We start from the raw sequence: 22,084 nt of genomic DNA, 5'->3' as shown, positions 1-22,084 counted from the left end.
AACGCCTACAAGCTGACGCTCGCCGAGCGGACCCTGTCCGCGGCGCTCAACCAAGCGAGGGCCTGAAGCCATGAAGTTCGACCAGCCCGCCGGCCAAAACCCGATCGACCAGCTCAAGGTCGTCGGAAAGCCGACCGACCGGGTCGAAGGACCGCTCAAGGTCACGGGGACCGCGCCCTACGCCTACGAATGGCACGATCCGCACGCGAACCTCGCCTACGGCTTCATCGTCGGCGCCGGCATCGCCAAGGGCCGGATCGCGACCCTCGACGTGGCGCGCGCGAAGGCCGCCTCGGGCGTCGTCGCCGTCGTCACCCACGAGAATGCCGGGCCGCTCGGCCAGGGCGAGTTCTACGTCCACCGCTTCCTCGCCGCGCCCGTCGTCGACCACTACCACCAGGCCGTCGCGGTCGTCGTCGCCGAGACCTTCGAGCAGGCGCGGGCCGCCGCGGCCCTGGTCCGGGTCACGTATGTCGCGGAGCCGGGCGCCTTCGACCTCGCCGCGCAGGAAGCGACCGCGCCCGTGGCCGAGCAGGGCCCGTTCGGCGGCAAGCCCGAGACCCGCGTCGGCGACTTCGAGGCCGCGTTCGCGCGGGCGCCGGTCCAGCTCGACGCGCGCTACACCACCCCCGACCAGGCCCACGCGATGATGGAGCCGCACGCCACCATCGCCGCCTGGGACGGCGACCGGCTCACCTGCCACACTTCCATCCAGCAGATGAACTGGGGCGTGCGCGACCTCGCCAGGACGCTCGGCATCCCCAAGGACAGGATCCGCCTCGTCTCGCCGTATGTCGGCGGCGGGTTCGGGGGGAAGGGCACCGTCCAGTCCGACCTCGCGCTCGCGGCGGTGGCGGCGCGGGTGGCCGGCCGGCCGGTCAAGCTCGCGCTGCAGCGTGCGATGATGTTCAACACCACCATCCACCGCCCCGCGACGATCCAGCGCATCTGGATCGGCGCGACCCGGGACGGGCGGATCACCGCGATCGGCCACGACAACCTCAACGGCAACCTCGCCGGCGGCCGGACCGAGCCGTCGACGGCGGCGACGCGCGCCTTCTACGCCGGCGCCGACCGGATGACCCGCCAGCGCCTGGCGGTGCTCGACCTCGCCGAGGGCAACGCGATGCGGGCGCCCGGCGAGGCGCCGGGCCTGATGGCTCTCGAGATCGCCATGGACGAGATGGCCGAGAAGCTCGGGATGGACCCGGTCGCGTTCCGGGCGCTCAACGACACCCAGGTCGACCCCGAGCACCCGGGGATCCCGTTCTCGACCCGGCCCTTCGTCGCGTGCCTGCGCCTCGGTGCCGAGCGCTTCGGATGGGAGCGCCGCCAGGCGCAGCCGGCCGGCTTGCGCGACGGGCGCTGGCGCGTCGGGTTCGGCATGGCCGGGGCGATCCGCGCGGCGAAGATCGCCCGGTCCGCCGCCCGCGTGCGCCTCGACGCACGCGGCGTCGTCACGGTCGAGGTCGACATGACCGACATCGGCACCGGCAGCTACACCATCGTCGCGCAGACCGCCGCCGAGATGATGGGCGTGACGCCGGATCGGGTCGTCGCGCGCCTCGGCGATTCCGATTTTCCGGAGACGCCGGGCTCCGGCGGCCAGCAGGGGGCCCCTTCCGTCACCGCGGGCGTCTACGCGGCCTGCGTCAAGCTTCGCGAGGCGGTGGCCCAAAGGCTCGGGTTCAACTCGGCCGACGTCGCCTTCGCCGAGGGCGAGGTCCGCTCCGGCAACCGCGCCGTGCCGCTCGAACGGGCGGCGGAGGCCGGCGACCTCGTCGCCGAGGACACCATCGTGTTCGGCGATCTCGCCAAGCGCTTCGCGCAGCAGACCTTCGGCGCGCACTTCGCCGAGGTCGGCGTCGACGCCGACACCGGCGAGATCCGCGTCCGCCGGATGCTGGCGGTGTGCGCGGCCGGGCGCATCATCAACCCCAAGGCCGCGCGCAGCCAGATCATCGGCGGCATGACCATGGGGATCGGCGCCGCCCTGATGGAGGAGATGGTCGTCGACACGCGGCGCGGCTTCTTCGTGAACCACGATCTCGCCGGCTACGAGGTGCCGGTGCACGCCGACGTGCCCCATCTCGAGGCGGTCTTCCTCGACGAGGTCGACCCGACCATGTCGCCGGTCAAGGCGAAGGGCGTCGGGGAGCTCGGCCATGTCGGCGTCGCCCCGGCGATCGCCAACGCGGTCTACAACGCGACCGGCGTGCGGGTGCGCGACTACCCCATCACCCTCGACAAGCTCCTCGACCGGATGCCGGACTCGGCCTGACGACGCCTCGGGATGCGGGACACGACGATCCGCGCGCCCGGTGCGCGATCGATCCGCCGGCCCGAAGCCTGGCGGCCCTTCGAGAGTCCATCCGCCAGCGGCGCTCCGGTGGCGCCCCCTCGACCGTCCATCGCGAGAACGGTGCGAAGGTCGGCCGGATGCAGGCTTTCGTGCCGGCGGTCTGGGAGCGCGGTGCGCGACCCGGGCCTGTCCCCTCCCGTCAGAGGCTCGGGTGCAGGCCGCGGACCGGGCTCACGCCCTCCAGCAGCGCGGCGGCGTGCAGGATCGTCGCCTCCGCCTGCCAGCTGCCGACCAGCTGCACGCCGATCGGCAGGCCCTCGCGGCTGGTGCCGAACCGCATCGACACCCCCGGCAGGCCGGTGACGTTCAGGGGCACGGTCGCGCCCTGCAGGTAGGTCAGGTCGACGGTCTCGCCGTCGACGACGAGGTCCCGGATGCCGTGCTTGTGCGCCGGCACGGGCAGCACGGGCGTGAGGAGCACGTCGTAATCCCGGAAATAGGCGGCGTAGCCGTCCCGCAGCCGCTCGGCCGCCTGCTCGGCCGCAACGTAGTCCGCCATCGAGGTGTCGGGCAGCGACAGCATCGTCCGCGCCATCCTGTACATCCGGTCCTCGTGCCCGGCGGTCGCCTCCCGGAAGGCCGGCTTCATTTCCATGACGTGGAGCTTGTTGAACACGTCGAGGGCGAAGTCGCGTTCCAGGGCCGGGATGCGGACCTCCTGCACCGGGTGTCCCTCGCCCGCGAGCGCGTCCGCCGCCGCCCGGACGGTAGCCGCGACCTCCGTGTCGATCGGCCCGAAGCCCGGCCCGACCATCCAGCCGACGCGGAGCTTACGGCCCGGTGCGATGCCGGCTCCGGCGTCGAACGGGCCGCCTTGCGAGGCGAAGCCGTCGAGGCCGTCGGGACCGGCCAGCTGCGCGAAGGCGAGCGCGAGGTCGCGGATCGAGCGCGCCATCGGGCCGACGTGCCAGAACCGGCGCGGCGCGCGCGGCCAGATGCCGGTCATCGGCACGCGCCCGTGCGTCGGCTTCAGCGCGACGATGCCGGTCTGCGCGGCCGGGCCGCGCACCGAGATGGCGAGGTCGGTGCCGAGGCCCAAGGGCGACAGGCCCGCCGCGATCGCCGCCGACTCGCCGCCGCTCGATCCGCCGGGCGTGCGGTCGAGGTCCCACGGGTTGTTCGAGCGGCCCGAGAGCAGGTTGTCGCTCTCGATCCAGTAGGAGAACTCCGGCAGGTTGGTCTTGGCGAGCAGGATGCCGCCGGCGCTCTTCATGCGGGCGACGCTGGTGGCGTCGGCGTCCGGCCGGCGGCCCGCGAAGATCGGCGAGCCGCGCTGGGTGAGGACGCCTGCCGTGTCGATCGAATCCTTCACGGTGAAGGGCACGCCGTGCAGCGGCCCGAGCTCCTTGCCGGCCATGACCGCTGCCTCGGCCTCCCGCGCGGCGGCGAGCGCGCCCTCCGCGAGGGTGACGATAGCGTTGACCTTGGGGTCGACCGCCGCGATGCGGTCGAGATGGGCCTGCACGACCTCGACCGGCGAGACCTGGCGTGTGCGGATCAGCGCGGCGAGGCCGGTCGCGTCCGAGAAGACGATGTCGGTGGTCATGATCTGAGAGCCTTCGCGATCGCCGATGCGGGCATGGTGCCTCGGCCGGGTCATGGGGAGGGCCGTGCGGTGCGCCGGCCGTGCGATGGTCGGGGGCGGGCGCCGCGGGGGACGCCCGACCCGTCAGCGGTTCGCGAGGCGTGCGACGAGCGTTTCGGCGGCAGGGCCCGAGGAGGCGGGGTTCTGGCCGGTGACGAGCAGGCCGTCGGTGACGACGAAGGGGGCCCAGTCGGCACCCTTGGCGTAGAGGCCGCCGTTGCGTGCGAGCTCGTCCTCGACCAGGAACGGAACCACCCGGGTGAGGCCGACCGCCTCCTCCTCGGTGTTCGCGAAGCCGGTGACGTTGCGGCCCGCGACCAGGGGCGTCCCGTCGCCGGCCTTGGCATGGCGCAGCACGCCGGGGGCATGGCAGACCAGGGCCACGGGCTTGCCGGCCGCCAGCGTGGTCTCGATCAGCCGGATCGAGGCCGGGTCCTCGGCGAGGTCCCAGAGGGGGCCGTGCCCGCCGGGATAGAACACGGCGTCGAAGCCGTCGTGGCCGACGCCGACGAGCCGGCCGGTCTCGGCCAGCACCGCCATCGCCGCCGCGTCCGCTTCGAAGCGGCGCGTCGTGTCGGTCTGGAAGCTCGGCTCGGCGCTCTTCGGATCGAGCGGCGGCCGGCCGCCCTCGGGCGACACCAGCACCACCTCCGCGCCCGCATCCTTGAACACGTAGTAGGGGGCGGCAAGCTCCTCCAGCCAGAAGCCGGTCTTGCGGCCGGTGTCGCCGAGCTGGTCGTGGGAGGTCAGGACCATCAGGATCTTCATGTCGTTCTCCGGATCGTTGGCTTGGGTGAGGGGAGGTTGGGTGAGGGGAGGTTGGGCGAGGGGAGGTTGGGCGAGTGAAGGTGGGGTGCGAGGACGTCCTCGAGGGGGACTCCCCGCGCGGGGGCCGGCATGGGGCGGACCGGCGCTACCGCGGCTTGGCGGTGCTACCGCGCCTTGGCGGCGCGTTCCGCGGCCGGGTCGCGGGCCGGGGCCGCCTGCGCGGGGCGGAGTTCCGCATTCGTGCCGCGGACCTCCTCGAACCGGGCCATGCGGACGGCGCCGATGGTCTCCAGGGTGATCCGCTCCTGCGCCGTCGCGTCCGTGGTGGCGCCCGGGAGGGCCGTCAGGCCGGCGGCTGCGAGGAGGGCGGCGGCCAGCGTCTTGGTGTGGTGAGGCATCGGTTTTCTCCTTCCGGTTCGCGTTCCCCCCGCCGGCCCAGGGGAATGATGAGGATCTGAGTAGACCGGTCGTCTCGGTTTTGCGCGGCCATGCGTGCCGTTGCCGGCGCCGAAGGGATGATCAGTGCGACGCGAGGCCGAGGATGCGCCGCGTCGTGCCCAGGGCGGCCTCGAACGGGGCGTCGGTCCGCACGATCTTCGCCATCAGGCTGGCGCCGAGCCAGACGTGATACAGGTCCTCGGCGGTCGTGTGCGGCTCGCTCGCGATCGTGAGCGAGCCCTCCGCCACGCCGGCCGCGATCGCCCGCGACAGGCGTTCGATGATCCCGGCGGTGCCTGCCTTCAGGGCGAGGCGCATGGCCTCGGAAAGGTCCGAGACCTCCGCCGCGAGCTTCACCGCCAGGCACCTGCGCCGGTCGTCGATGCCCCCTTGCGTCGCCTGCCACTTCCGCCAGTAGGTCATCAGGCGGTCGGCCTGGCTCAGGCTCGGCTCGGCCAGCATCGCGTCGAGCTCGGCGAGGTAGGTGTCGAAGTAGTCCTCCAGAAGCGCCTCGCCGAACGCCTCCTTCGAGCCGAAGTAGTGGTAGAACGATCCCTTCGGCACGCCGGCCGAAGCGAGGATCTCGTTGAGCCCGACCCCGGAAAACCCCTTGGCGCCCACGAGGCCGTAGGCGGTGTCGAGGATGCCCTGGCGGGTGTCGGTCTGTGCGGTGACGCGTGCCATGACCGGGAGATAGCTCGGATTAGACCGGTCGTCTAGTGGGGCCGAAAAGATTTTTCCCTGGCAGGGGACGCGGCGGGCGAGACGAAGCTCGGGGCGAGCGTTCGAGGCGGAGGCCGGAAGCGTTCCGGCATCGCCTGGAGCAGGCCCGTTCGCTCCGCCGCCAGGCGAAGGCGGCCGCGCTAACCCTTCGGCGGAAGGCGGAGCGGGCTCGCAGGCACGCCGTCTCCCCTCCGAAACCGCGACCGCGGCGTAGGAAGCCGTCGTTCCATGACGTCGGAACCGCCGCGCCCGCCGACGCGGATGCGGATGCTCCGTCCCCATCCCGACCGCCCGCATCCGAGCAGGGTTCGGCCGGCCGGATATTGCCTTCCGCCATGCGCGATCGGACTTGGCGCGCCGAGGATTCCGATCGCGCCCGGATTAGGAGGTTTTCGTCGGGTGCGGTATCAGAGTTCGCGGCTTCGAACTCTTCGGAGCGGCCATCGCCATGCCGGAGTGCTCCGCAGCTCCTCGTCTTGACGACCTTGAGACGGACATCAGGAGCGTATTCGATGATCGGTGACGGCAGGCCTCTCGCCATCCTCATCGCGGAGGCGGACCAGCTCGTCCGCATGGTCACCGCCGACATGCTGACCGATCTCGGCTACCGGGCCATCGAGGTCGGCACCGCCGCCGAGGCGCTGGCGGTGCTCCAGGGACCGGACACCGTCCGCATGCTGATCACGGGGCGCAGCATCGTCGGCGACGGCGTCGCCCTCGTCCATCTCGTCCACCACCGCTGGCCCGGCGTCGGCATCATCGTCACCTCGGGCGCGGGCGCGGATCTTCGCAGCGCGCTGCCGCCGGGGACGCGCCTGCTCAGCAAGCCGTACAAGTTCGCCGACCTCATCCAGGAGGTCGAAGCCGGCCTGGGGCAGGTGCGGGACGAGCCCGCGACCGCGCCCGTGCTGCCGAGCGGCGTGCCGCCCCACCGGGGATTGGAGATGGGCAACGGCGTGGGCGCCCTCGCCGCCCCCTCGACCGAGCCGGACAAGTCCTAGCCGCCGCCCGCGGGATGCCCGGTCCGGATCGCCCGCCGCAGCGAAATTTCCCACGGCAGCCTCGTGCGCGGCCCGAACAGGATGCCCGTGAGGGCAGCCCGGTGCTCGATCGGACGACGCCCGCCCTGCGCCAACGGAACGCGCCGTTCGCCGCGGGAACGCCGGCATAGGCGGCCGTCTGGATGCCAAGGCGGCGCACCGTGCTCACCGGCTTCGTGCGACGCGACATCGATCATCGTCGGGTCGCCGATGCGGTCGATGGCCTGATGCTGCGCGGCAACCCCGGCTTGCGCGGCGGCGGCGGTCGTGACCTGATGACCAGCCGGGTGATGCGCGCTCGGCCCCCGGTCGCGGAGCGGACATGCAGGCGTCACCCACTCCCTCCGCGGGCGTCGCCGATCAGTCGCGCCGCGCCGCGGTCGCCGCCTTCATCGGCACGACCATCGAATGGTACGACTTCTTCATCTACGGCGTCGCGGCTGCGCTGGTGTTCGGCCCGCTGTTCTTCGCGGGCGAGACCCCGTTCCTCGGCACGCTGTCCGCGTTCGGCGCCTTCGCCGTCGGCTTCCTGGCGCGCCCGGCCGGCGGCCTCATCTTCGGCCACCTCGGCGACCGCTTCGGGCGCAAGCGCGCACTCATCGCCACGCTCGTCATGATGGGGCTGGCCACCAGCGCGATCGGGCTGCTGCCGACCTACGCCTCGGCCGGCATCTGGGCCCCGGTTGCCCTGGTGCTGCTGCGCCTCTTCCAGGGCATCGCGGTCGGCGGCGAGTGGGGCGGCGCCGTGCTGCTCGCCGCCGAGCACGCCCCCCGCGGTCGCAGCACGTACTTCGCCTCCTTCGCCCAGCTCGGCAGCCCGGCCGGGCAGATCCTCTCGCTGCTGGCGTTCCGCCTGGCCGGGCTGATGGACAAGGAGGCGTTCCTCGCCTGGGGCTGGCGCCTGCCGTTCCTTGCCAGCGTCGTGCTCCTGGCGGTGGGGTTCGTCATCCGGCTCGGCGTCGCGGAATCGCCGGCGTTCCAGGCCGCGCAGGCGGCCGATCGGGAGGCGCTCGCCCGGGCGGCGCCGATCCCGGAGGTGCTGCGCACGCAGCGCGGCCCGCTGCTGATGGCGATCGCCGCCAACACCTTCGCCATCGCCTCGGTGTATCTCTACCAGGTGTTCCTGATCACCTACGCCGTGCAGTACCTGCATATCGAGCGCGCGGTGATCCTCGACGCCCTGCTGATCACCGCCGGGGTGCAGTTCGTCGTCCAGCCGGTGGCCGCGCGCGTGGCCGAGCGGCTCGGCGACGAGAGCCGCTTCCTCCAGCTCTCGCTCCTTTGGTGCATCGTCACGCCCTACCCGCTGTTCCTGTTGCTGGAGACGCGCTCGTTCGCCGCGATCACGCTGGGCCTGTGCCTGATCCAGCTCGGTATCGCGAGCTTCTACGCGGTGGTGGCCGGCTACGTCGCCGGCGCCTTCCCGACCCGGGTGCGCTACACCGCCATCTCGATCGGCTACCAGTTCAGCGGCGCGGTGGCGGGGGGCCTGACGCCGATCGTCGGCACGGTGCTGGCGGAAGCCTCGGGTGGGGCGTGGCTGCCGATCGCGCTGTTCGGCACGACGCTCGCGGGCATCTCGCTTCTCGGCATCACGCTGCTGCGGCCGCATGTCCGGGCGCTGCGTCGCTGGGGCGAGGATGAGGCGGCGACCTGATCGCGGCTTGCCGGTCCCCGTTTCGCTTCGCCGCGCCGCTCGTTCCGCAGGACCGCCACCGTGATCGTGGGCGATACGTCATGTCGTCCGGCGGCAGGCCGGCCGGCGTCGCGGGCGAGGGCGCCGGCGACCCGTGAGATCCATCGCGGGGGACTCGCCTCGATCCGGCCGAAAGGGGGCCGGCCATCCGAGCCTCGCTGTTGTCGCAGCCGGGCTCTTCGGAATGGCGGCAGGACGCTTGCGGTCAGCCTCCGAGCGCGGCGGCGCCGCGATAGGCTTGTGCGGCGTGGCGGGCGGGCAGGCGGTCGCCCTGGCCGAACAGCTTGTTTCTGAGCGAGCCCGGCGTGTAGGCGGTCTTGTACAGGCCGCGGTCCTGGAGCTCGGGGATCACGAGGTCGATGAAATCCGAGAAGCTTTCCGGCACGACGAGGCGGCTGAGGTTGAACCCGTCCACCTCGCCCTCCTCGACCCAGGATTGCAGCTCGTCGGCGATGGACGCGGCGTCGCCGGTCAGCACCGCGTAGCGGCCGCCGAGGCCCATTTCCGAGAGCAGGTCGCGCTTGGTCAGCCTGCGCTTGGCCGCCGCGGCGGTGGCCGACTGGATCGCGTTGCCCGGGGCGTAGGGGATCGGCTCGTCGAGGCCGTAGCGGGCGAAATCGATGCCGGTGGAGGCGGAGAAGTGGGCGAGCCCGGCCTCGGCGCTGGCGTAGCGCATGTACTCGGCGCGCTTGTCCTCCGCCTCGGCACGGGTGCGGCCGGGGATGGCGGCGATGCCGATGAACACCTTCACGTCCTGCGGGTCGCGCCCGGCAGCGGCGGCCTCGGCGCGGATCGCGCGGACCGAATCGCGGGCCGACGTCTTGTCGCGCGCCGAGATGAACACGCACTCGGCGTGCCGTCCGGCGAAGGCCCGACCGCGGCCGGAGGCGCCCGCCTGGTAGAGCACGGGCGTCCGCTGGGGCGAGGGTTCGCACAGGTGGTAGCCGTCGACCGCCAGAAACTCGCCGCGATGGGAGACCGGCCGGATCAGCGCCGGATCGCTGAACACCCGCGCCTCGCGGTCCCGGCGCACCGCCGCGTCGTCCCAGCTTCCTTCCCAGAGCTTGTAGAGCACCTCGAGATACTCGTCGGCGTAATCGTAGCGCCTGTCGTGCGCCGGAAGCGCCTCGCCCCGGCCGCGATGGGCGCTCTCGAGGTAGCCGGTGACGATGTTCCAGCCGACCCGCCCGCCGGTGAGATGGTCCAGCGTCGAGAGGCGCCGGGCGAAGGTGTAGGGCGCCTCCGCGAAGACGTTGAGCGTGATGCCGAAGCCGAGATGCTCCGTCACCGCGGCCATGGCCGGAACGATCAGCGTCGGGTCGTTCACCGGCAGCTGCACGGCTTCCCGCGCCGTCACGTCGATGCCGCCGCCGTAGATGTCGTAGACGCCGAGGATGTCGGCGATGAACAGCCCGTCGAACAGGCCGCGCTCCAGAAGCTTCGCCTGGTCCGTCCAGTAGCGCAGGGTGTTGTACGCGGCCGAGCGGTCGCGCGGGTGGGTCCACAGGCCGTGGTTGATGTGGCCGACGCAGTTCATGTTGAACGCATTGAGCCGGATCTGCTTTCGGCCGTCGCTCATCGCGCCCGGAGCCTCCGCACGACGCTGTCGCCCGTGAATTGCACGAGGCAGACGAGAACGATCAGGATCGCGATCACCACCGACATCACGGTCGTGTCGAAGCGCTGGTAGCCGTAGCGGATCGCCACGTCGCCGAGCCCGCCCGCGCCGACCGCACCGGCCACGGCCGAGGCGCCGATCATCGACACGACGGTGATGGTGAAGCCGCCGACGATCCCCGGCAGGGCTTCGGGCAGCAGCACGTGGAGCAGGATGTGGCGACGGCGGCAGCCGATGGACTGGGCCGCCTCGACCAGCCCGGGATCGACCTCCCGCAGCGAGACCTCGGCGATCCGCGCGAAGAACGGCGTCGCGCTCACCGCCAGCGGCACGATGGCGGCCCAGACGCCGATCGTGGTTCCGACGACGAGCCGGGTGAACGGGATCAGCGCGACCAGCAGCACGATGAAGGGCACGGCGCGGAAGCCGTTCACGACGAGGCCGACCAAGCGGTTCGCCCGCGGCGCCGGGAAGATGCCGCCCGGCCCGGAGGTGACGAGGAACAGCGCGAGCGGGATGCCGGCGACCACCGCGATCCCCGCCGAGACCCCCACCATGAACATCGTGTCGAACGCCGCCTGCCAGAGGCGGTCAATCATCTGCGGCGACATAGCCGATCCCCTCGACGGTTTCCCCGATGGCCCTCAGCCGGGCCTCCGCCTGCATCCCCTTGGCGGCGATCAGCAGGCGGCCGACGGCATGCCCCTGGATGCGCTCGACGCCCGCCTGCAGAAGCCGCACCGATCCCCCCGTCGCCGCGACGAGGGCCGACAGGTCGGGCGCGGACCGCCCGGCATAGGTGATCCGCAGCACGGCCTGCGCGCCCGGCGCGGGATGCGACAGGAGCCGCTGCGCCAGGTCGTCCGGCACGTCGCGGGTGAGGGGAGCCAGCAGCGCCCGGGTCGCCGGGTGCTCGGGCGCGCCGAACACGCGCCAGACCGGGCCGGATTCGGCGATCCGCCCGGCTTCCAGCACGACGACGTCGGTGCAGATCTCGCGGATCACGCTCATCTCGTGGGTGATGAGGATGATGGTCAGGCCGAGCCGCCGGTTGATGTCCCGCAGCAGGCCGAGGATCGACAGGGTGGTCTCCGGGTCCAGCGCCGAGGTCGCCTCGTCGCAGAGCAGGATCTCGGGGTCGCTGACCAGGGCGCGGGCGATGCCGACGCGCTGCTTCTGCCCGCCCGAGAGGCGCGACGGATAGGTCTCGGCCTTGTCCTCCAGGCCGACGAGGCGCAGCGCCTCCGCGACCCGCCGGTCGACCTCCGCCTTGCCGATGCCGGCCACCTTGAGCGGCAGGGCCACGTTCTGCCGGACGGTCTTGGTCGACAGGAGGTTGAAGTGCTGGAAGATCATGCCGATGCGGCGGCGCAGGGCCACGAGACCGTCCGTGCGCAGGGCCTCGATGGGCTCGCCGTTGACCAGCACGCGGCCCGATGTGGGCTCCTCCAGCCGGTTGACGGTCCGGAGCAGGGTCGACTTGCCGGCGCCCGAGCGGCCGATGATGCCGAAGATCGCGCCGGACGAGACGTCGAGGCTGACGTCGTCGAGGGCGCGGACCTCGCCGCCCGCGGAGCGATAGGTCTTCGCGACGTTCTCGAACCGCACCGTGCCGACGCCGCGTGGGCCCGTTTCCGTCCGGGCCACCGGGACCGCGTTTGCGCCCGTCGCCTTCGGCGCGGCCGGATCGATCGATCCGAGACTGTCCAGAGCCAAGCTCGCCATCGTCAGTTCTGCCACGCGAGCAGGTACAGCTTGTCGCTGCCGGCAAAGGATCTGTCGATCTGCTGCTTCACGGCCTCGGAGTTCTGGAAGATCTGGACGAATTTCCGGATCGTCGGATCGTCCTTGCGAGCGGCCTTCGTGACGAAGCTCACCGCGAAGAGCTTGTCCTCGATCCCGGAATAGATCAGCCCGCTCGTCGGATCGAAGGCACCGGCGGCGACGATGAAATGCGGATACCCCTGCGCGAGATCAACATCGCCGGTGATCCGCACCAGTTGCGGCCCCTCGACCTCGGTGAATTTCAGCGTCTTCGGGTTCTCGACGATGTCGTCGACGGTGCCGAGGAAGCCGACATCGTCCTTGAGCTTGATGAGGCCGGCCTTCTGCAGCAGCAGCAGGCCTCGGCCCTGGTTCACCGGATCGTTGGCAATGGCGACCTTGCCCCCCACCGGGACCTGGTCGAGGCTCTTATGCTTGAGCGAGAACAGGCCGATGTTCTGCAGGATGCCGAGCCCGACGATGTCGAACCGGTAGCCCTTCTGCTTCGCGGCGTTCTCCATGAAGGGACGATGCTGGAAGAAGTTCAGATCGATGTCGCCCCCGTCGAGGGCGACGTTGGGCGTCGTCCAGTCGCTGAACTCGATCACCTTCACGTCGATGCCCTGCGCCTTGGCCTCCTTGGCGGCCGCGGTGACGGCGTCGCTGTAGGCGCCCGGCACGGTGCCGATCTTCAAGGTCTCGGCCTGGGCCGCCATCGCGCCCATGGACAAGAGAACGACGGCGAAAGTCTTCAGGAAGCGCATCGGTCGTGGACTCCGGTCGCTCGGCCCGGCGAAGCCAGGGCAGCGGGCGGGGGTAAGGGGGCAGAGGGTCGATCGGTGGGCCGGAGCTGGCTCGCCCGGGCCGTGCCGGTCAGGACGGGCGGACGGGGACGACCGAGCCGCGGTAGCGTTTGCGGATGAAATCCGCGACCTCGGCCGAAGTCAGCAGGGTTCCGAGGCGCAACACGCGGGGATCCTTCGCCAGGCCCTCCGTCGTGACGAGGACGTTCGCGTAGGGGTTGCCCTCGGCCCGTTCGAGCGCCAGCGCATCCCGCGCAGGCTCCAGCCCCGCTTCCAGCGCGTAGTTGCCGTTGATGACCGCGAGCGCCACGTCGTCGAGGGAGCGCGGCAGTTGCGGGGGCGCGATCTCGACGAACCGGAAGCTCTTCGGGTTCTCGACGATGTCGTCCACCGTCGCGTTCACGTCCGCCTCCTTCGCCCGCAGCCGGATCAGGCCGTTGGCCTGAAGCAGCGACAGCCCGCGGTGGGTGTTCGAGACGTTGTTCGACAGGGAGACGACCCCGCCGGCCGGCAGGTCCGCGAGCGCCTTGGCCCGGCGGCTGTACAATCCCAGCGGCTCGACATGCACCGCCGCCACGACGGCGAAGCGCATCCCCATGGCGGCCTCCTCCGAGCGGAGGAAGGGGACGTGCTGGAAGAAGTTGGCGTCGGCGTCGCCGTCACGCAGCAGGGCGTTCGGGCGCAGATCGCCCGAGATCTCGATCACCTTCAGCGGCAGGTCGGGGGCGAGCTTGTCGCCGACGAATTCGAGGATCTCCGCATGCGGCAGCGAGGAGGCCACGACCCGCAGGGGCGCCGACGCGGCGCGGGCCGGCCCGACGCAAAGGGCCAGGGCGCCGGACAGGAAGACGCGACGGGTCGATGCAGGCACGGCGCACGCTTTTCGATGGGATTTCGATGATGAAGACTGGTCTTGGTATCTCGAAACGAAGGTCTCGCATCAAGAGCAGCGATTGCCGAATTTCGGCGCGTTCGAAGGGGATCGTCGCCGTGTTTCGCGGCGGGAGGATAGCGATGTTCTCCCGGCCCCTTGCAGCGACGGGGCTCACGCCGAAGCGGCGGCCCCCGTCGCGGCGAAGCGGCTGGCAGGGCGCGCGAGGCCGAGATGATCCCGCAGGGTGGTCCCGGCGTAGTCGCGCCGGAACAGGCCGCGCCGCTGGAGGATCGGCACGACCGCGTCCACGAAGGTCTCCAGGCCGTCCGGAAGCACGTCGGGCATCAGGTTGAAGCCGTCCGCCGCGCCGGCCCGGAACCAGGCCTCGATGTCGTCGGCGATCGCTTCCGGCGTGCCCGCGACGATGCGGTGGCCGACGCCGCCGCCCAGGGCCCGCAGGAGCTGGCGTACCGTCAGCGCGTCTCGGCGCGCGAGCGCGACGGTGCCGAGGAACATCGTGTGGTTGGCATCCGGCGGCAGCGGCAGCGGATCGGGCAGCGGCTTGTCGAGGTCGAGGCGGGCAGGATCGATCCGCAGCGTGCCCGCGAGGCGCGCGAGGCTGTACTCCACCGGCACGAGGTCCCAGAGCGCGTCCTGGCGCCGCCGCGCCTCGGCTTCGGTGGAGCCGATCACGGTGGCGAGGCCCGGCAGGACGACCAGCGCGTCGGCCCCCCGTCCGTAGCGCGCCGCCCGCGCGCGCAGGTCGCGGGCGTAGGCGGCGCCGTCCTCGATCGTCTGGGCCAGGGAGAACACCGCGTCGGCGGTGGCGGCGGCGAGCTCGCGCCCATCCTCCGAACCGCCGGCCTGGAAGGTCACCGGGCGTCCCTGCGGGCTGCGCGGCACCGTGAGCGGCCCGGCGACCGAATAGTGCGTGCCGCGATGATTCACGGCGTGGACCTTGGCGGCGTCGACGAAGCGGCCGCTCGCCTTGTCGCCGACGAACGCGTCGTCCTCCCAGCTGTCCCACAGGGCGTGGACGAGGTCGGTGAACTCCCGCGCCCGGGCATAGCGCGCGCCGTGCGCCGAGGCGCCCGCGAAGCCGAAGTTGCGGCCGGCGGCGGCGTCGGCCGTCGTCACCACGTTCCACCCGGCCCGGCCGCGGCTCACGAGGTCGAGGCTCGCGAAGCGGCGGGCGAGGTTGTAGGGCTCGTTGTAGGTCGTCGAGGCGGTGGCCACGAGGCCGACATGGCGCGTCGCCGCCGCCACGGCCGCGAGCACCACGGTCGGCTCGAGGGCGTTGAACGGCCGGTGGTCGATCCGGTCGTTGATCGCTGGCGTGTCGGCCAGGAAGATCGCGTCGAGCTTGCCGCGCTCCGCGATCCGAGCGACGCGCACGAAGTGGTCGACGTCGACGAAGGCGTCCGGCCGGCTGTCCGGCAGGCGCCAGGCGGACGGGTAGACGCCCGAATGCAGCAGGTTGACGTTGAGGTGCAGCTGGCGGCCGCTCATCGATGGTCTCCGGTTCAGCGCACGCGCGGCAGGATCTGCTCGGCGAAGCGGCGCATCTCCGCCTCGAACGGCTGGAACTGCAGCATGAACAGGTCGATGCCGGCGGCGTGGAAGGCGCGGATGCGCTCGGCCACCGTGTCGTAGCTGCCCACCAGCCCGGCGGCGGTGCCGCCATTGGTTCCGACGTGCCGCGAGGCGGCGGCATCGGTCTTGGCGAACATCACGCTCGCCTGATCGGTCCGGGCGCGGGTGTCGGCCCGCAACGGCGCGTCGCGCTCTGCGAGGGCGAGGAGGCGGGCATGCTCGGCTTGCGCCTCGGCATCGGTGTCCCTGGCGATCACGAAGGCGGAAAGCCCGTAGCGCAAGGGGCCGTTGGCGGCGGGACGCCGGCGCAGGTCGGCGATCAAGGCCGCGACGTCCCGCAGCGGTTGGCCGTTGATGAACCACACGTCGGCGTGGTCGGCCGCCAGCGCCCGGGCCGGCTCGGATTCGCCGCCGAGATAGATGGTCGGCCGCGGCCGGAAGGTGCCGGCCGGGCGGAGCCGATACTCCTCGACTTGGAAGTGCGCACCCGCGAAGGTCACGGTCTCCCCGCGCATCAGCCGGTCCACGAGGCCGATCCATTCGCGGCCGTAGGCGTAGCGGTCGTCATGGGCCGGGAAGGGCAGGCCGGCCCGCTCGAACTCCGCCTTGTTCCACGCATTCACGAGGTTCAGGGCGAAGCGCCCGCCGCTGATATGCTCGATCTGCAGCGCCATCTTGGCGAGCACCACCGGGTGGTACAGTCCCGGCTTGATCGCCGCGATGATCTCGATGCGCCGGGTCAGCGCCGCGAGCGCCGCCGCCCCGGTCCAGGCCTCGAGCTGGTCGCGCCCGGAATCGTAGGGGTTCATCGTGTGCTGGGCGACCAGCACCGCGTCGAAGCCGAGCGCCTCCGCCTCGAGCACCAGGGCGCGGTTGCGCTCCCAGCCGGCATCGTCCGGCTCGTCGGGATCGTGGTGGGAGGCGCGGGAGCCGTGGACGGCGGCCCAGATGCCGAAACGGGGAGCATGGGTCACGGCGTCAGCCCCGGCCGACGGGGGGCTGGAAGATCGGCACGTCGGTGGCGTCGATCCGGCGGGGGATGAGCTTGGCCTCGTAGAACACGTCGGCGATGGCCTGCTGCTCGCCGAGCTGGGCGCGCTCCACCGGCTCGACGGCGTAGGTCCGGCGGCTGTTGGCTGCGGCGACGACCGCGGGCGGCAGGTCGCCCCAGATCGGGGCGAGCAGCGCCACGGCCGCCTCCGGGTTCGCCTTCATCCAGGCACCGGCCTCCACCAGGGAGCTGTAGACGGTCGCCACCACCTCGGGCTGTGCCGCGACGAAGCTGTCGTTCGCCAGATAATAGCGGTGGTAGCTCGTCAGCCCGCCGCCGTCGGCGATGACCCGCACCGGGCGCTTGGCCTCCGCGAAGGCCAGAAACGGGTCCCAGATCGACCAGGCGTCGAGGCTGCCCTGATCGAAGGCGACGGCTCCGTCCGGCGCCTGGAGGTAGGCGGGCTTGATGTCGGCGAACGTCAGGCCGGCGCGCCTGAGCGCGGCGGCCAGCACGTAATGGCTCCCCGAGCCGCGGGAGACGCCCACCGTCTTGCCCTTCAGGTCGGCGATCGTGCGGATCGCGGAGTCGGCCGGCACGATGATCGCCTCGGCCGCGGGCGCGCCCCGCTCGCGGGCGTAGAAGGTGAGCGGCGCCTTGGCCGACTGGGTGAAGATCGGCACGGCGTCGGCGACGTCCGCATGAATATCCACGGCGCCGGCATTCATCGGCTCGATCACGCTGGTGAACAGGTGCCAGGACGGCGTGAAGCCCAGCGGGGCGAGCCGCTCGGCGAGCGTGCCCTTCACCTTCAGCACCGTGAACAGCACCGACGAGCGCTGCATGCTGATCTTCACCTCGCGCGGCGCCGCGCGTACGGCCGGCGCACCGAGCGCCAGGGCAGCGGCTCCGCCGAGCCCGGTGCGGAGGAGCGAACGGCGGGAGGGCGCGATCCGCCACGGGGTCTCGTCGGTCATCGAAGGCTCGCACATCTGCTGGAAGGCGGGAGAGAGGCCGATACGGTGGCGGCCACGCCGTCTCGGGCCCGCCCGCCGCTCGCCGGCTCGCGTATTGAAGTCGAGCAAGGGCGTCGGATCAAGAAACCACGGTTTCGATTTTCCCCGGATGCGTGGAAGCGCCTTCTTCGATCGGCTTGTCGGAGAGTATAGGTCTCCTGTCTGTTCGTGAGCGGCCGTATACGGGCAACACCGAGATCCTGCCGAGCGATCGGTCCGAGCTTGATGATCCAGATCTGGACCGGGAAACCGTCTTCTTTCCTGTCGGCACAGATCGAAACGAAATTGCCTTGCTCTCCACAAAGCCAGGGCAGACGTTCCAAAAACATGTGCTTGCACGATGCTCGGCTTGAGATCGGAGGGCAATTCATCGATTTATCGGTCGCTCTGTCGCGCAGTCGGCCGGAATCGGGAAATCGTGTTCATGTCTCAGACGGATGCAGGCTGGGGTGCGGGGCCGAGCGGGCGCTACGAAGAGCTCGCGGACCGGTTCCGCCCGGTCCTCGCCGAGATCCGCGCCACGGCGATCGAGCGGGACCGCAGCCGTCGCCTGCCTCATGCCGAGATCGGCTGGTTGCGGGAAGCCAACTTCACCACCCTGCGCCTCGCGCCGGCCGAGGGCGGCCACGGCGCGAGCCTGCCCGAGCTGTTCGCCCTGCTGGTCGAGCTGTCGGCCGCGGATTCCAACGTCACCAATGCGCTCCGGGCCCATTTCGGCTTCACCGAGGATGCGCTCTGCTCGTCGTCGCCGGAATGGCGCGCGGCCTGGATCGGGCGGATCGGAGCCGGCGAGACCATCGGCAGCGGCGTCTCGGAAACGGGGCCGGCCAAGGTCGGCGCCTTCGACACGGTGGTGCGCCGGCGTGACGGCGCCCATGTGGTGGATGGCCGGAAATTCTACACGACCGGCTCGCTCTTCGCGGACTACATCCACCTCTCGGCCGAGGACGAAGCGGGCGGCCCGGTCACCGCGGCGGTGCCCGTGCGCGCGCCCGGCGTGACCATCGTCGACGATTGGGACGGATTCGGGCAGGCGCTCACCGCCAGCGGCACCGCGACCTTCGAGGGCGTGGTGCTCGATCCGGGCCTGATCAAGCCCGATCCCGCCCGCTTCCCCTATGCCATGGCGTTCTTCCAGCTCGTGCACCTGGCGACGCTGGCCGGCGTCGGCCGGGCTGCGGCCGACGACGTGGCGCGGCTGGTGGCCGAGCGGACCCGCGTCTACAGCCACGGCAATGCCGGGCGGACGGCCGACGATCCGCAGATCCAGGCGGTCGTGGGCCGCGTTCGGGCCAACGCCTACGCGGCGGGCGCGATCGTGCTCAAGGCCGCCGAGGCGCTGCAGAGGGTTTACGACGCGCACCGTGCCGGATCGCCGGATGCGGAGCGACAGGCGACGCTCGCCGATGTCGAGGTCAACCAGGCGGTCGGCGTGGTCACCGACCTGATCCTGACCGCGACGACCAGCCTGTTCGACGCGCTCGGCGCCTCCGCGGTCAAGGTCGGAACCGGGCTCGATCGCTACTGGCGCAACGCCCGCACCATCGCCTCGCACAATCCGCGGATCTACCGGGACCGCTCCGTCGGCGCCTTCGCGATCTCCGGCGCGGCGCCGCCGCGCCAATATCGCGTCGGATCGGCGTGAGGCGGCGACGGACATAGGACGCCGCGACCGCATGCGCCTGGGCGCGTTCCTGTATCGCGGCGGACACCATGTCGCCGCAGGCGGCATCCGTCGTTGCAGGCCGATGCCGGGATCAACGCCGCCCATGACCGGCAGATCGCCCGCACCGCCGAGGCGGCGAAGTTCGACCTGATCTTCCTCGCCGACGGGGTTAGCGTCCGGGGCGACGACCTCGACGCCCTGAGCCGGACGGCGATCCGCTATGTCGGCCGGTTCGAGCCCTTGACCCTGCTGTCTCACCTCTCGGCGGTCACGGAGCGCATCGGCCTCGTGGCGACCGCGTCCACGACCTACAACGAGCCGTTCCACGTCGCGCGCAAGTTCGCCTTCCTCGACCATCTGAGCGGCGGCCGCGCGGGCTGGAACCTCGTCACCTCCGCCGACCCGCGCGAGGCCTGGAATTTCAGCCGCGCGAGCCACCTCGCCCATGCCGACCGATCCGCCAGGGCGGAGGAGTTCGTCGATGTCGTGCGCGGCCTGTGGGATTCCTACGCGGACGACGCCTTCGTGCGCGATCGCGAATCCGGGCGCTTCTTCGATCCCGAAAAGCTGCACCTCCTCGCGCACGAGGGGGCGCATGTTTCGGTGCGCGGCCCCCTCAACGTGCCGCGTGCGCCGCAGGGGCATCCGGTCGTGGTGCAGGCCGGCTCCTCGGAAGCCGGCAAGGCGCTCGCCGCCCGCACCGCCGAGGTGATCGTCACGGCCCAGCAGGCGCTGGAGGACGCGGTCGCCGGGAGGTGCCATTCCGGACAGCCTAGGCCGCCAGCCTGCGCGCTTGCGCGGCGGTCGGATCGACCGTCAGGGCGATTTGACCCGATGGCGGGGCGGTCTGCACCGTGCTTTCCGCAGCGGGGCTGACGCCGAAGGTCGACAGCGCCGCGACGAGCTGCGACGCCTGCGTCTGGGTTCCGGGATCGATGGCGGCCGGGCCGTTCGAGACCGGCGACGGGTTCGTCCGGAACCGCAAGGCGACGTCCGCGATGTCGCCGCGAGAGCCGTCGGCCCACGTGAACCTCCCGTCGGCCAAGATCGTGTTTCCGTGATCGAGGCGACCATCCGGCGTGGCGTTCAGATCGATAGACACGATGCCCAGATCGCCCAGGGAGTGGAGCGAACCGGGGTCCGATACCGCGGTCCCGGACGCATCGACCCAGACCTTCAGGTTGCTCCAGCCCGCATCATGCGCATCGAGCACGCTGTCATGGTTCGTATCCGCGGCTCGTAGGGCTTCGAAGGTCGGCACGAGATCGGCAGCATCGGTCGGGGTCTGGGCACCGCTCGGAAGGTCGACGAGATAGGCTTCGCCTGGCGTTCCCCATCCTGTCTGAACCCGGCTGCCGTCGTTCCCCATATCGAAGCGCGCGGGCGAATGGTCGGCGTTCACGGTCTGAACGCCGCCGTGGGCGAGGTCGAGGATCAGCGGTTCGCCGAAGCCACCAAAGAAACCTCCGTCGTCCCCGCCGTCCGCACCGATTGACCCGTCCGAGCCGTCCGAGTTGCCGGGGCTGGTGGAACCGTCCGAGCCGTCCGCGCTGCCGGGGTTGATGGAGCCGTCCGACCCATCCGAGCCGTCCGGGCTTCCGGGGCTGGTGGAGCCGTCCGAGCCGCCTGGATCGTCTCCTTGACCAGAACTGCTTGGATCATCCCCGCTATAGTATCCGTTGTCGAAAGGCGCGTTTCCTTCGTAATCGCTCATGAAGTCATCCGGGGACGTGATCTGGTCCCCCGGCGCCGATGAGTATCCGTCGCCCGTTCCGTTGAGAGACGCCTGCGTTTGGGGGCCGAAGAAGATCCCGGTGGTCTGGTGATCGATCGCATCCGAATTCTCGCGGTCATTGCTGACATTAAGTGTATCGGGATTACCGTCTGTATTTCCGACGTAGATGCGTTCGTCGGCGCCCCCGTTGATGGTGTTTCCCCCGCCATGGACGGCAATGCTGTCGCCGGTGTTGAGATTGATCGTATTACCAGAGCCGTCGATGTTCGCGGCCGAGTTGGCGGTGAGGTTGATGCCTTCACCCGATCCGCTGATGACCTCGTTCACAACAGCCGGCGCGGTGTTGACGGTCGAGCCGCTGTCGCCGAGCATCAGGCTTTGTCCATTGTTAATAAGGCCTACAGTGCCGCCACCGTTGACGGTTGCCGTGGTTCCGTCACCGCCGAGGTTGACTACGTCGTTGCCCGTGTCGCCGTTGACGGTTTGGTTTTGGCCAAACACGCCGATCTGATTGTCGGCGTTGCTCTGAAGTTGAATAACGTCCCCTGTCCCAGAAATGTTTATTAATTCACCTGACATAATATTTATATTTGCGCCGTCAAAATTATAATTTCCACCAGCATATATATCGACAGATTGTAGATTTCCACTCTGATCGTAATGGTAGACCGAATTTTCAACACCTGTTGTACTATAGTCGGCGATACTGTTGTTACCGTCTTCGTCTTGGCTTTTATATTTATATGCACCAGCCTCACCAATATCTGGGGCGTCATATTCATCTTTTTGCGCCTTAGGCGATAGAAATTGCTTAATACCGCTGTTTTCATCCCTAAGGATATTTATTGCTTGTGCGGTATTATTGATTTGATCTAATTTTATGCCGCTTGCCAAAAACGCGTCATTTTGATTTGCATCAGCTAAATCACTAGTGCGCGCGGCATTTTCATCACTATCATGATTTCCAAACAACCTGTTTGCCGTGTCTATAGTTATGGTCCTAAATAAATAATCGCCGACTGCATTGTCGTGCCCAATCCTCGTGTCCCCAGAAAAATCTGGGAATTCTACGTGTACTGCTTCATGCACTGCGGTGATCTCAAAGGGCTTGGCTACACCATTTGAATTTATCATTACAACGCCCCCGGCACCATCGGGATGCATATTGTTAATATTAAACGTTGTGACTGCATTCTCCCCGCCGCCGCTCGTTGTTGCATTTTTAGCTGGATCGCCGTTTGAAAAAGCAATTCGATAGCTGGTATTCTGTCCTTGTATCAAATCTGACGTTTGCGCGTCGCCGCAAAGCGTTGCAAATGTTGATTTCACCGACGATAACATATTTGCCGGAACACCAGTATAGTCAATTGTCACATTGCCAATTCTTTGTGTGTTAGCCATTTGTCATCTCC

The 22,084-nt window shown here is 69.8% G+C and carries 17 protein-coding genes and 2 pseudogenes; 5 read left to right on the top strand and 14 right to left on the bottom strand.

All coding sequences use genetic code 11. The features are described 5' to 3' along the window. Nucleotides 1–70: 70 nt before the first annotated feature. Entirely contained in the window at nucleotides 71–2,281 is a 2,211-nt protein-coding gene (paoC, locus tag MKK64_RS12185) for an aldehyde oxidoreductase molybdenum-binding subunit PaoC (protein ID WP_243935135.1), read from the top strand. A gap of 220 nt (nucleotides 2,282–2,501) precedes the next feature. Here paoC and MKK64_RS12180 read toward each other — a convergent pair whose 3' ends face one another. The 4 genes from MKK64_RS12180 to MKK64_RS12165 form a co-directional block, all read right to left on the bottom strand. Further along, nucleotides 2,502–3,908: an amidase gene (locus MKK64_RS12180; protein WP_243935133.1), complete on the bottom strand. Its 1,407-nt coding sequence runs from the start codon at nucleotides 3,906–3,908 to the stop codon at nucleotides 2,502–2,504. 123 nt (nucleotides 3,909–4,031) lie between these two features. Next, nucleotides 4,032–4,715: a type 1 glutamine amidotransferase domain-containing protein gene (locus MKK64_RS12175; protein ID WP_243935132.1), complete on the bottom strand. Its 684-nt coding sequence runs from the start codon at nucleotides 4,713–4,715 to the stop codon at nucleotides 4,032–4,034. Nucleotides 4,716–4,879: 164 nt separating this feature from the next. After that, entirely contained in the window at nucleotides 4,880–5,113 is a 234-nt protein-coding gene (locus tag MKK64_RS12170) for a hypothetical protein (RefSeq protein ID WP_243935130.1), read from the bottom strand. A 121-nt stretch (nucleotides 5,114–5,234) separates the two neighbouring features. Beyond that, complete coding sequence (locus MKK64_RS12165; protein ID WP_243935128.1) at nucleotides 5,235–5,837, bottom strand: TetR/AcrR family transcriptional regulator; 603 nt, start codon at nucleotides 5,835–5,837, stop codon at nucleotides 5,235–5,237. A gap of 551 nt (nucleotides 5,838–6,388) precedes the next feature. Here MKK64_RS12165 and MKK64_RS12160 point away from each other — a divergent pair. Further along, entirely contained in the window at nucleotides 6,389–6,877 is a 489-nt protein-coding gene (locus MKK64_RS12160) for a response regulator (protein WP_187274927.1), read from the top strand. Between the two features lie 44 nt (nucleotides 6,878–6,921). Here the strand turns inward: MKK64_RS12160 and MKK64_RS12155 are convergent. Then, nucleotides 6,922–7,014 (bottom strand): annotated as a pseudogene (locus tag MKK64_RS12155) (IS5/IS1182 family transposase); the annotation flags it as partial. A gap of 224 nt (nucleotides 7,015–7,238) precedes the next feature. On the opposite strand from MKK64_RS12155, the gene MKK64_RS12150 reads away from it, so the two are divergent. Then, nucleotides 7,239–8,573 (top strand): MFS transporter, encoded by a 1,335-nt coding sequence (locus tag MKK64_RS12150; protein WP_147725706.1) that lies wholly within the window; start codon nucleotides 7,239–7,241, stop codon nucleotides 8,571–8,573. A gap of 244 nt (nucleotides 8,574–8,817) precedes the next feature. On the opposite strand, the gene MKK64_RS12145 is transcribed toward MKK64_RS12150, so the two are convergent. The 8 genes from MKK64_RS12145 to MKK64_RS12110 form a co-directional block, all read right to left on the bottom strand. Then, nucleotides 8,818–10,191: an LLM class flavin-dependent oxidoreductase gene (locus tag MKK64_RS12145; RefSeq protein WP_243935126.1), complete on the bottom strand. Its 1,374-nt coding sequence runs from the start codon at nucleotides 10,189–10,191 to the stop codon at nucleotides 8,818–8,820. Then, on the bottom strand, nucleotides 10,188–10,841 hold the full coding sequence (locus MKK64_RS12140; protein WP_243935124.1) for a methionine ABC transporter permease: 654 nt from the start codon (nucleotides 10,839–10,841) through the stop codon (nucleotides 10,188–10,190). The genes MKK64_RS12145 and MKK64_RS12140 overlap by 4 nt, the downstream gene beginning before the upstream one ends. Continuing rightward, nucleotides 10,822–11,955 (bottom strand): methionine ABC transporter ATP-binding protein, encoded by a 1,134-nt coding sequence (locus MKK64_RS12135; protein WP_409567939.1) that lies wholly within the window; start codon nucleotides 11,953–11,955, stop codon nucleotides 10,822–10,824. Before MKK64_RS12135 ends, MKK64_RS12140 begins: the two co-directional genes overlap by 20 nt. Nucleotides 11,956–11,957: 2 nt before the next feature. Further along, nucleotides 11,958–12,758: a MetQ/NlpA family ABC transporter substrate-binding protein gene (locus MKK64_RS12130; RefSeq protein WP_243935122.1), complete on the bottom strand. Its 801-nt coding sequence runs from the start codon at nucleotides 12,756–12,758 to the stop codon at nucleotides 11,958–11,960. Between the two features lie 109 nt (nucleotides 12,759–12,867). Further along, complete coding sequence (locus MKK64_RS12125; RefSeq protein ID WP_243935121.1) at nucleotides 12,868–13,668, bottom strand: MetQ/NlpA family ABC transporter substrate-binding protein; 801 nt, start codon at nucleotides 13,666–13,668, stop codon at nucleotides 12,868–12,870. A 174-nt stretch (nucleotides 13,669–13,842) separates the two neighbouring features. Then, the gene (locus MKK64_RS12120) at nucleotides 13,843–15,180 is read right to left on the bottom strand and encodes an LLM class flavin-dependent oxidoreductase (protein ID WP_243935117.1); all 1,338 of its coding nucleotides are present in this window, start codon (nucleotides 15,178–15,180) and stop codon (nucleotides 13,843–13,845) included. A gap of 14 nt (nucleotides 15,181–15,194) precedes the next feature. After that, on the bottom strand, nucleotides 15,195–16,238 hold the full coding sequence (locus MKK64_RS12115) for an LLM class flavin-dependent oxidoreductase (protein ID WP_243934438.1): 1,044 nt from the start codon (nucleotides 16,236–16,238) through the stop codon (nucleotides 15,195–15,197). 4 nt (nucleotides 16,239–16,242) lie between these two features. Next, nucleotides 16,243–17,232, bottom strand: coding sequence for an ABC transporter substrate-binding protein (locus tag MKK64_RS12110; protein WP_243935115.1), 990 nt, complete (start codon nucleotides 17,230–17,232; stop codon nucleotides 16,243–16,245). 463 nt (nucleotides 17,233–17,695) lie between these two features. On the opposite strand from MKK64_RS12110, the gene MKK64_RS12105 reads away from it, so the two are divergent. Beyond that, on the top strand, nucleotides 17,696–18,916 hold the full coding sequence (locus tag MKK64_RS12105) for a monooxygenase (protein ID WP_243935113.1): 1,221 nt from the start codon (nucleotides 17,696–17,698) through the stop codon (nucleotides 18,914–18,916). A 31-nt stretch (nucleotides 18,917–18,947) separates the two neighbouring features. Further along, nucleotides 18,948–19,687, top strand: a pseudogene (locus MKK64_RS12100) (NtaA/DmoA family FMN-dependent monooxygenase); the annotation flags it as partial. A gap of 22 nt (nucleotides 19,688–19,709) precedes the next feature. Here MKK64_RS12100 and MKK64_RS12095 read toward each other — a convergent pair. Next, nucleotides 19,710–22,073 carry a hypothetical protein gene (locus MKK64_RS12095; RefSeq protein WP_243935111.1) on the bottom strand — a complete coding sequence of 788 codons (2,364 nt, stop codon included), beginning with the start codon at nucleotides 22,071–22,073 and terminating at the stop codon, nucleotides 19,710–19,712. Between the last annotated feature and the right edge of the window lie 11 nt (nucleotides 22,074–22,084).

This window comes from Methylobacterium sp. E-025 (assembly GCF_022829705.1).
Taxonomy (GTDB): Bacteria; Pseudomonadota; Alphaproteobacteria; order Rhizobiales; family Beijerinckiaceae; genus Methylobacterium.
Note: the sequence above shows the minus strand (reverse complement) of the source record. Positions and strands in the feature narration are given on the sequence as shown.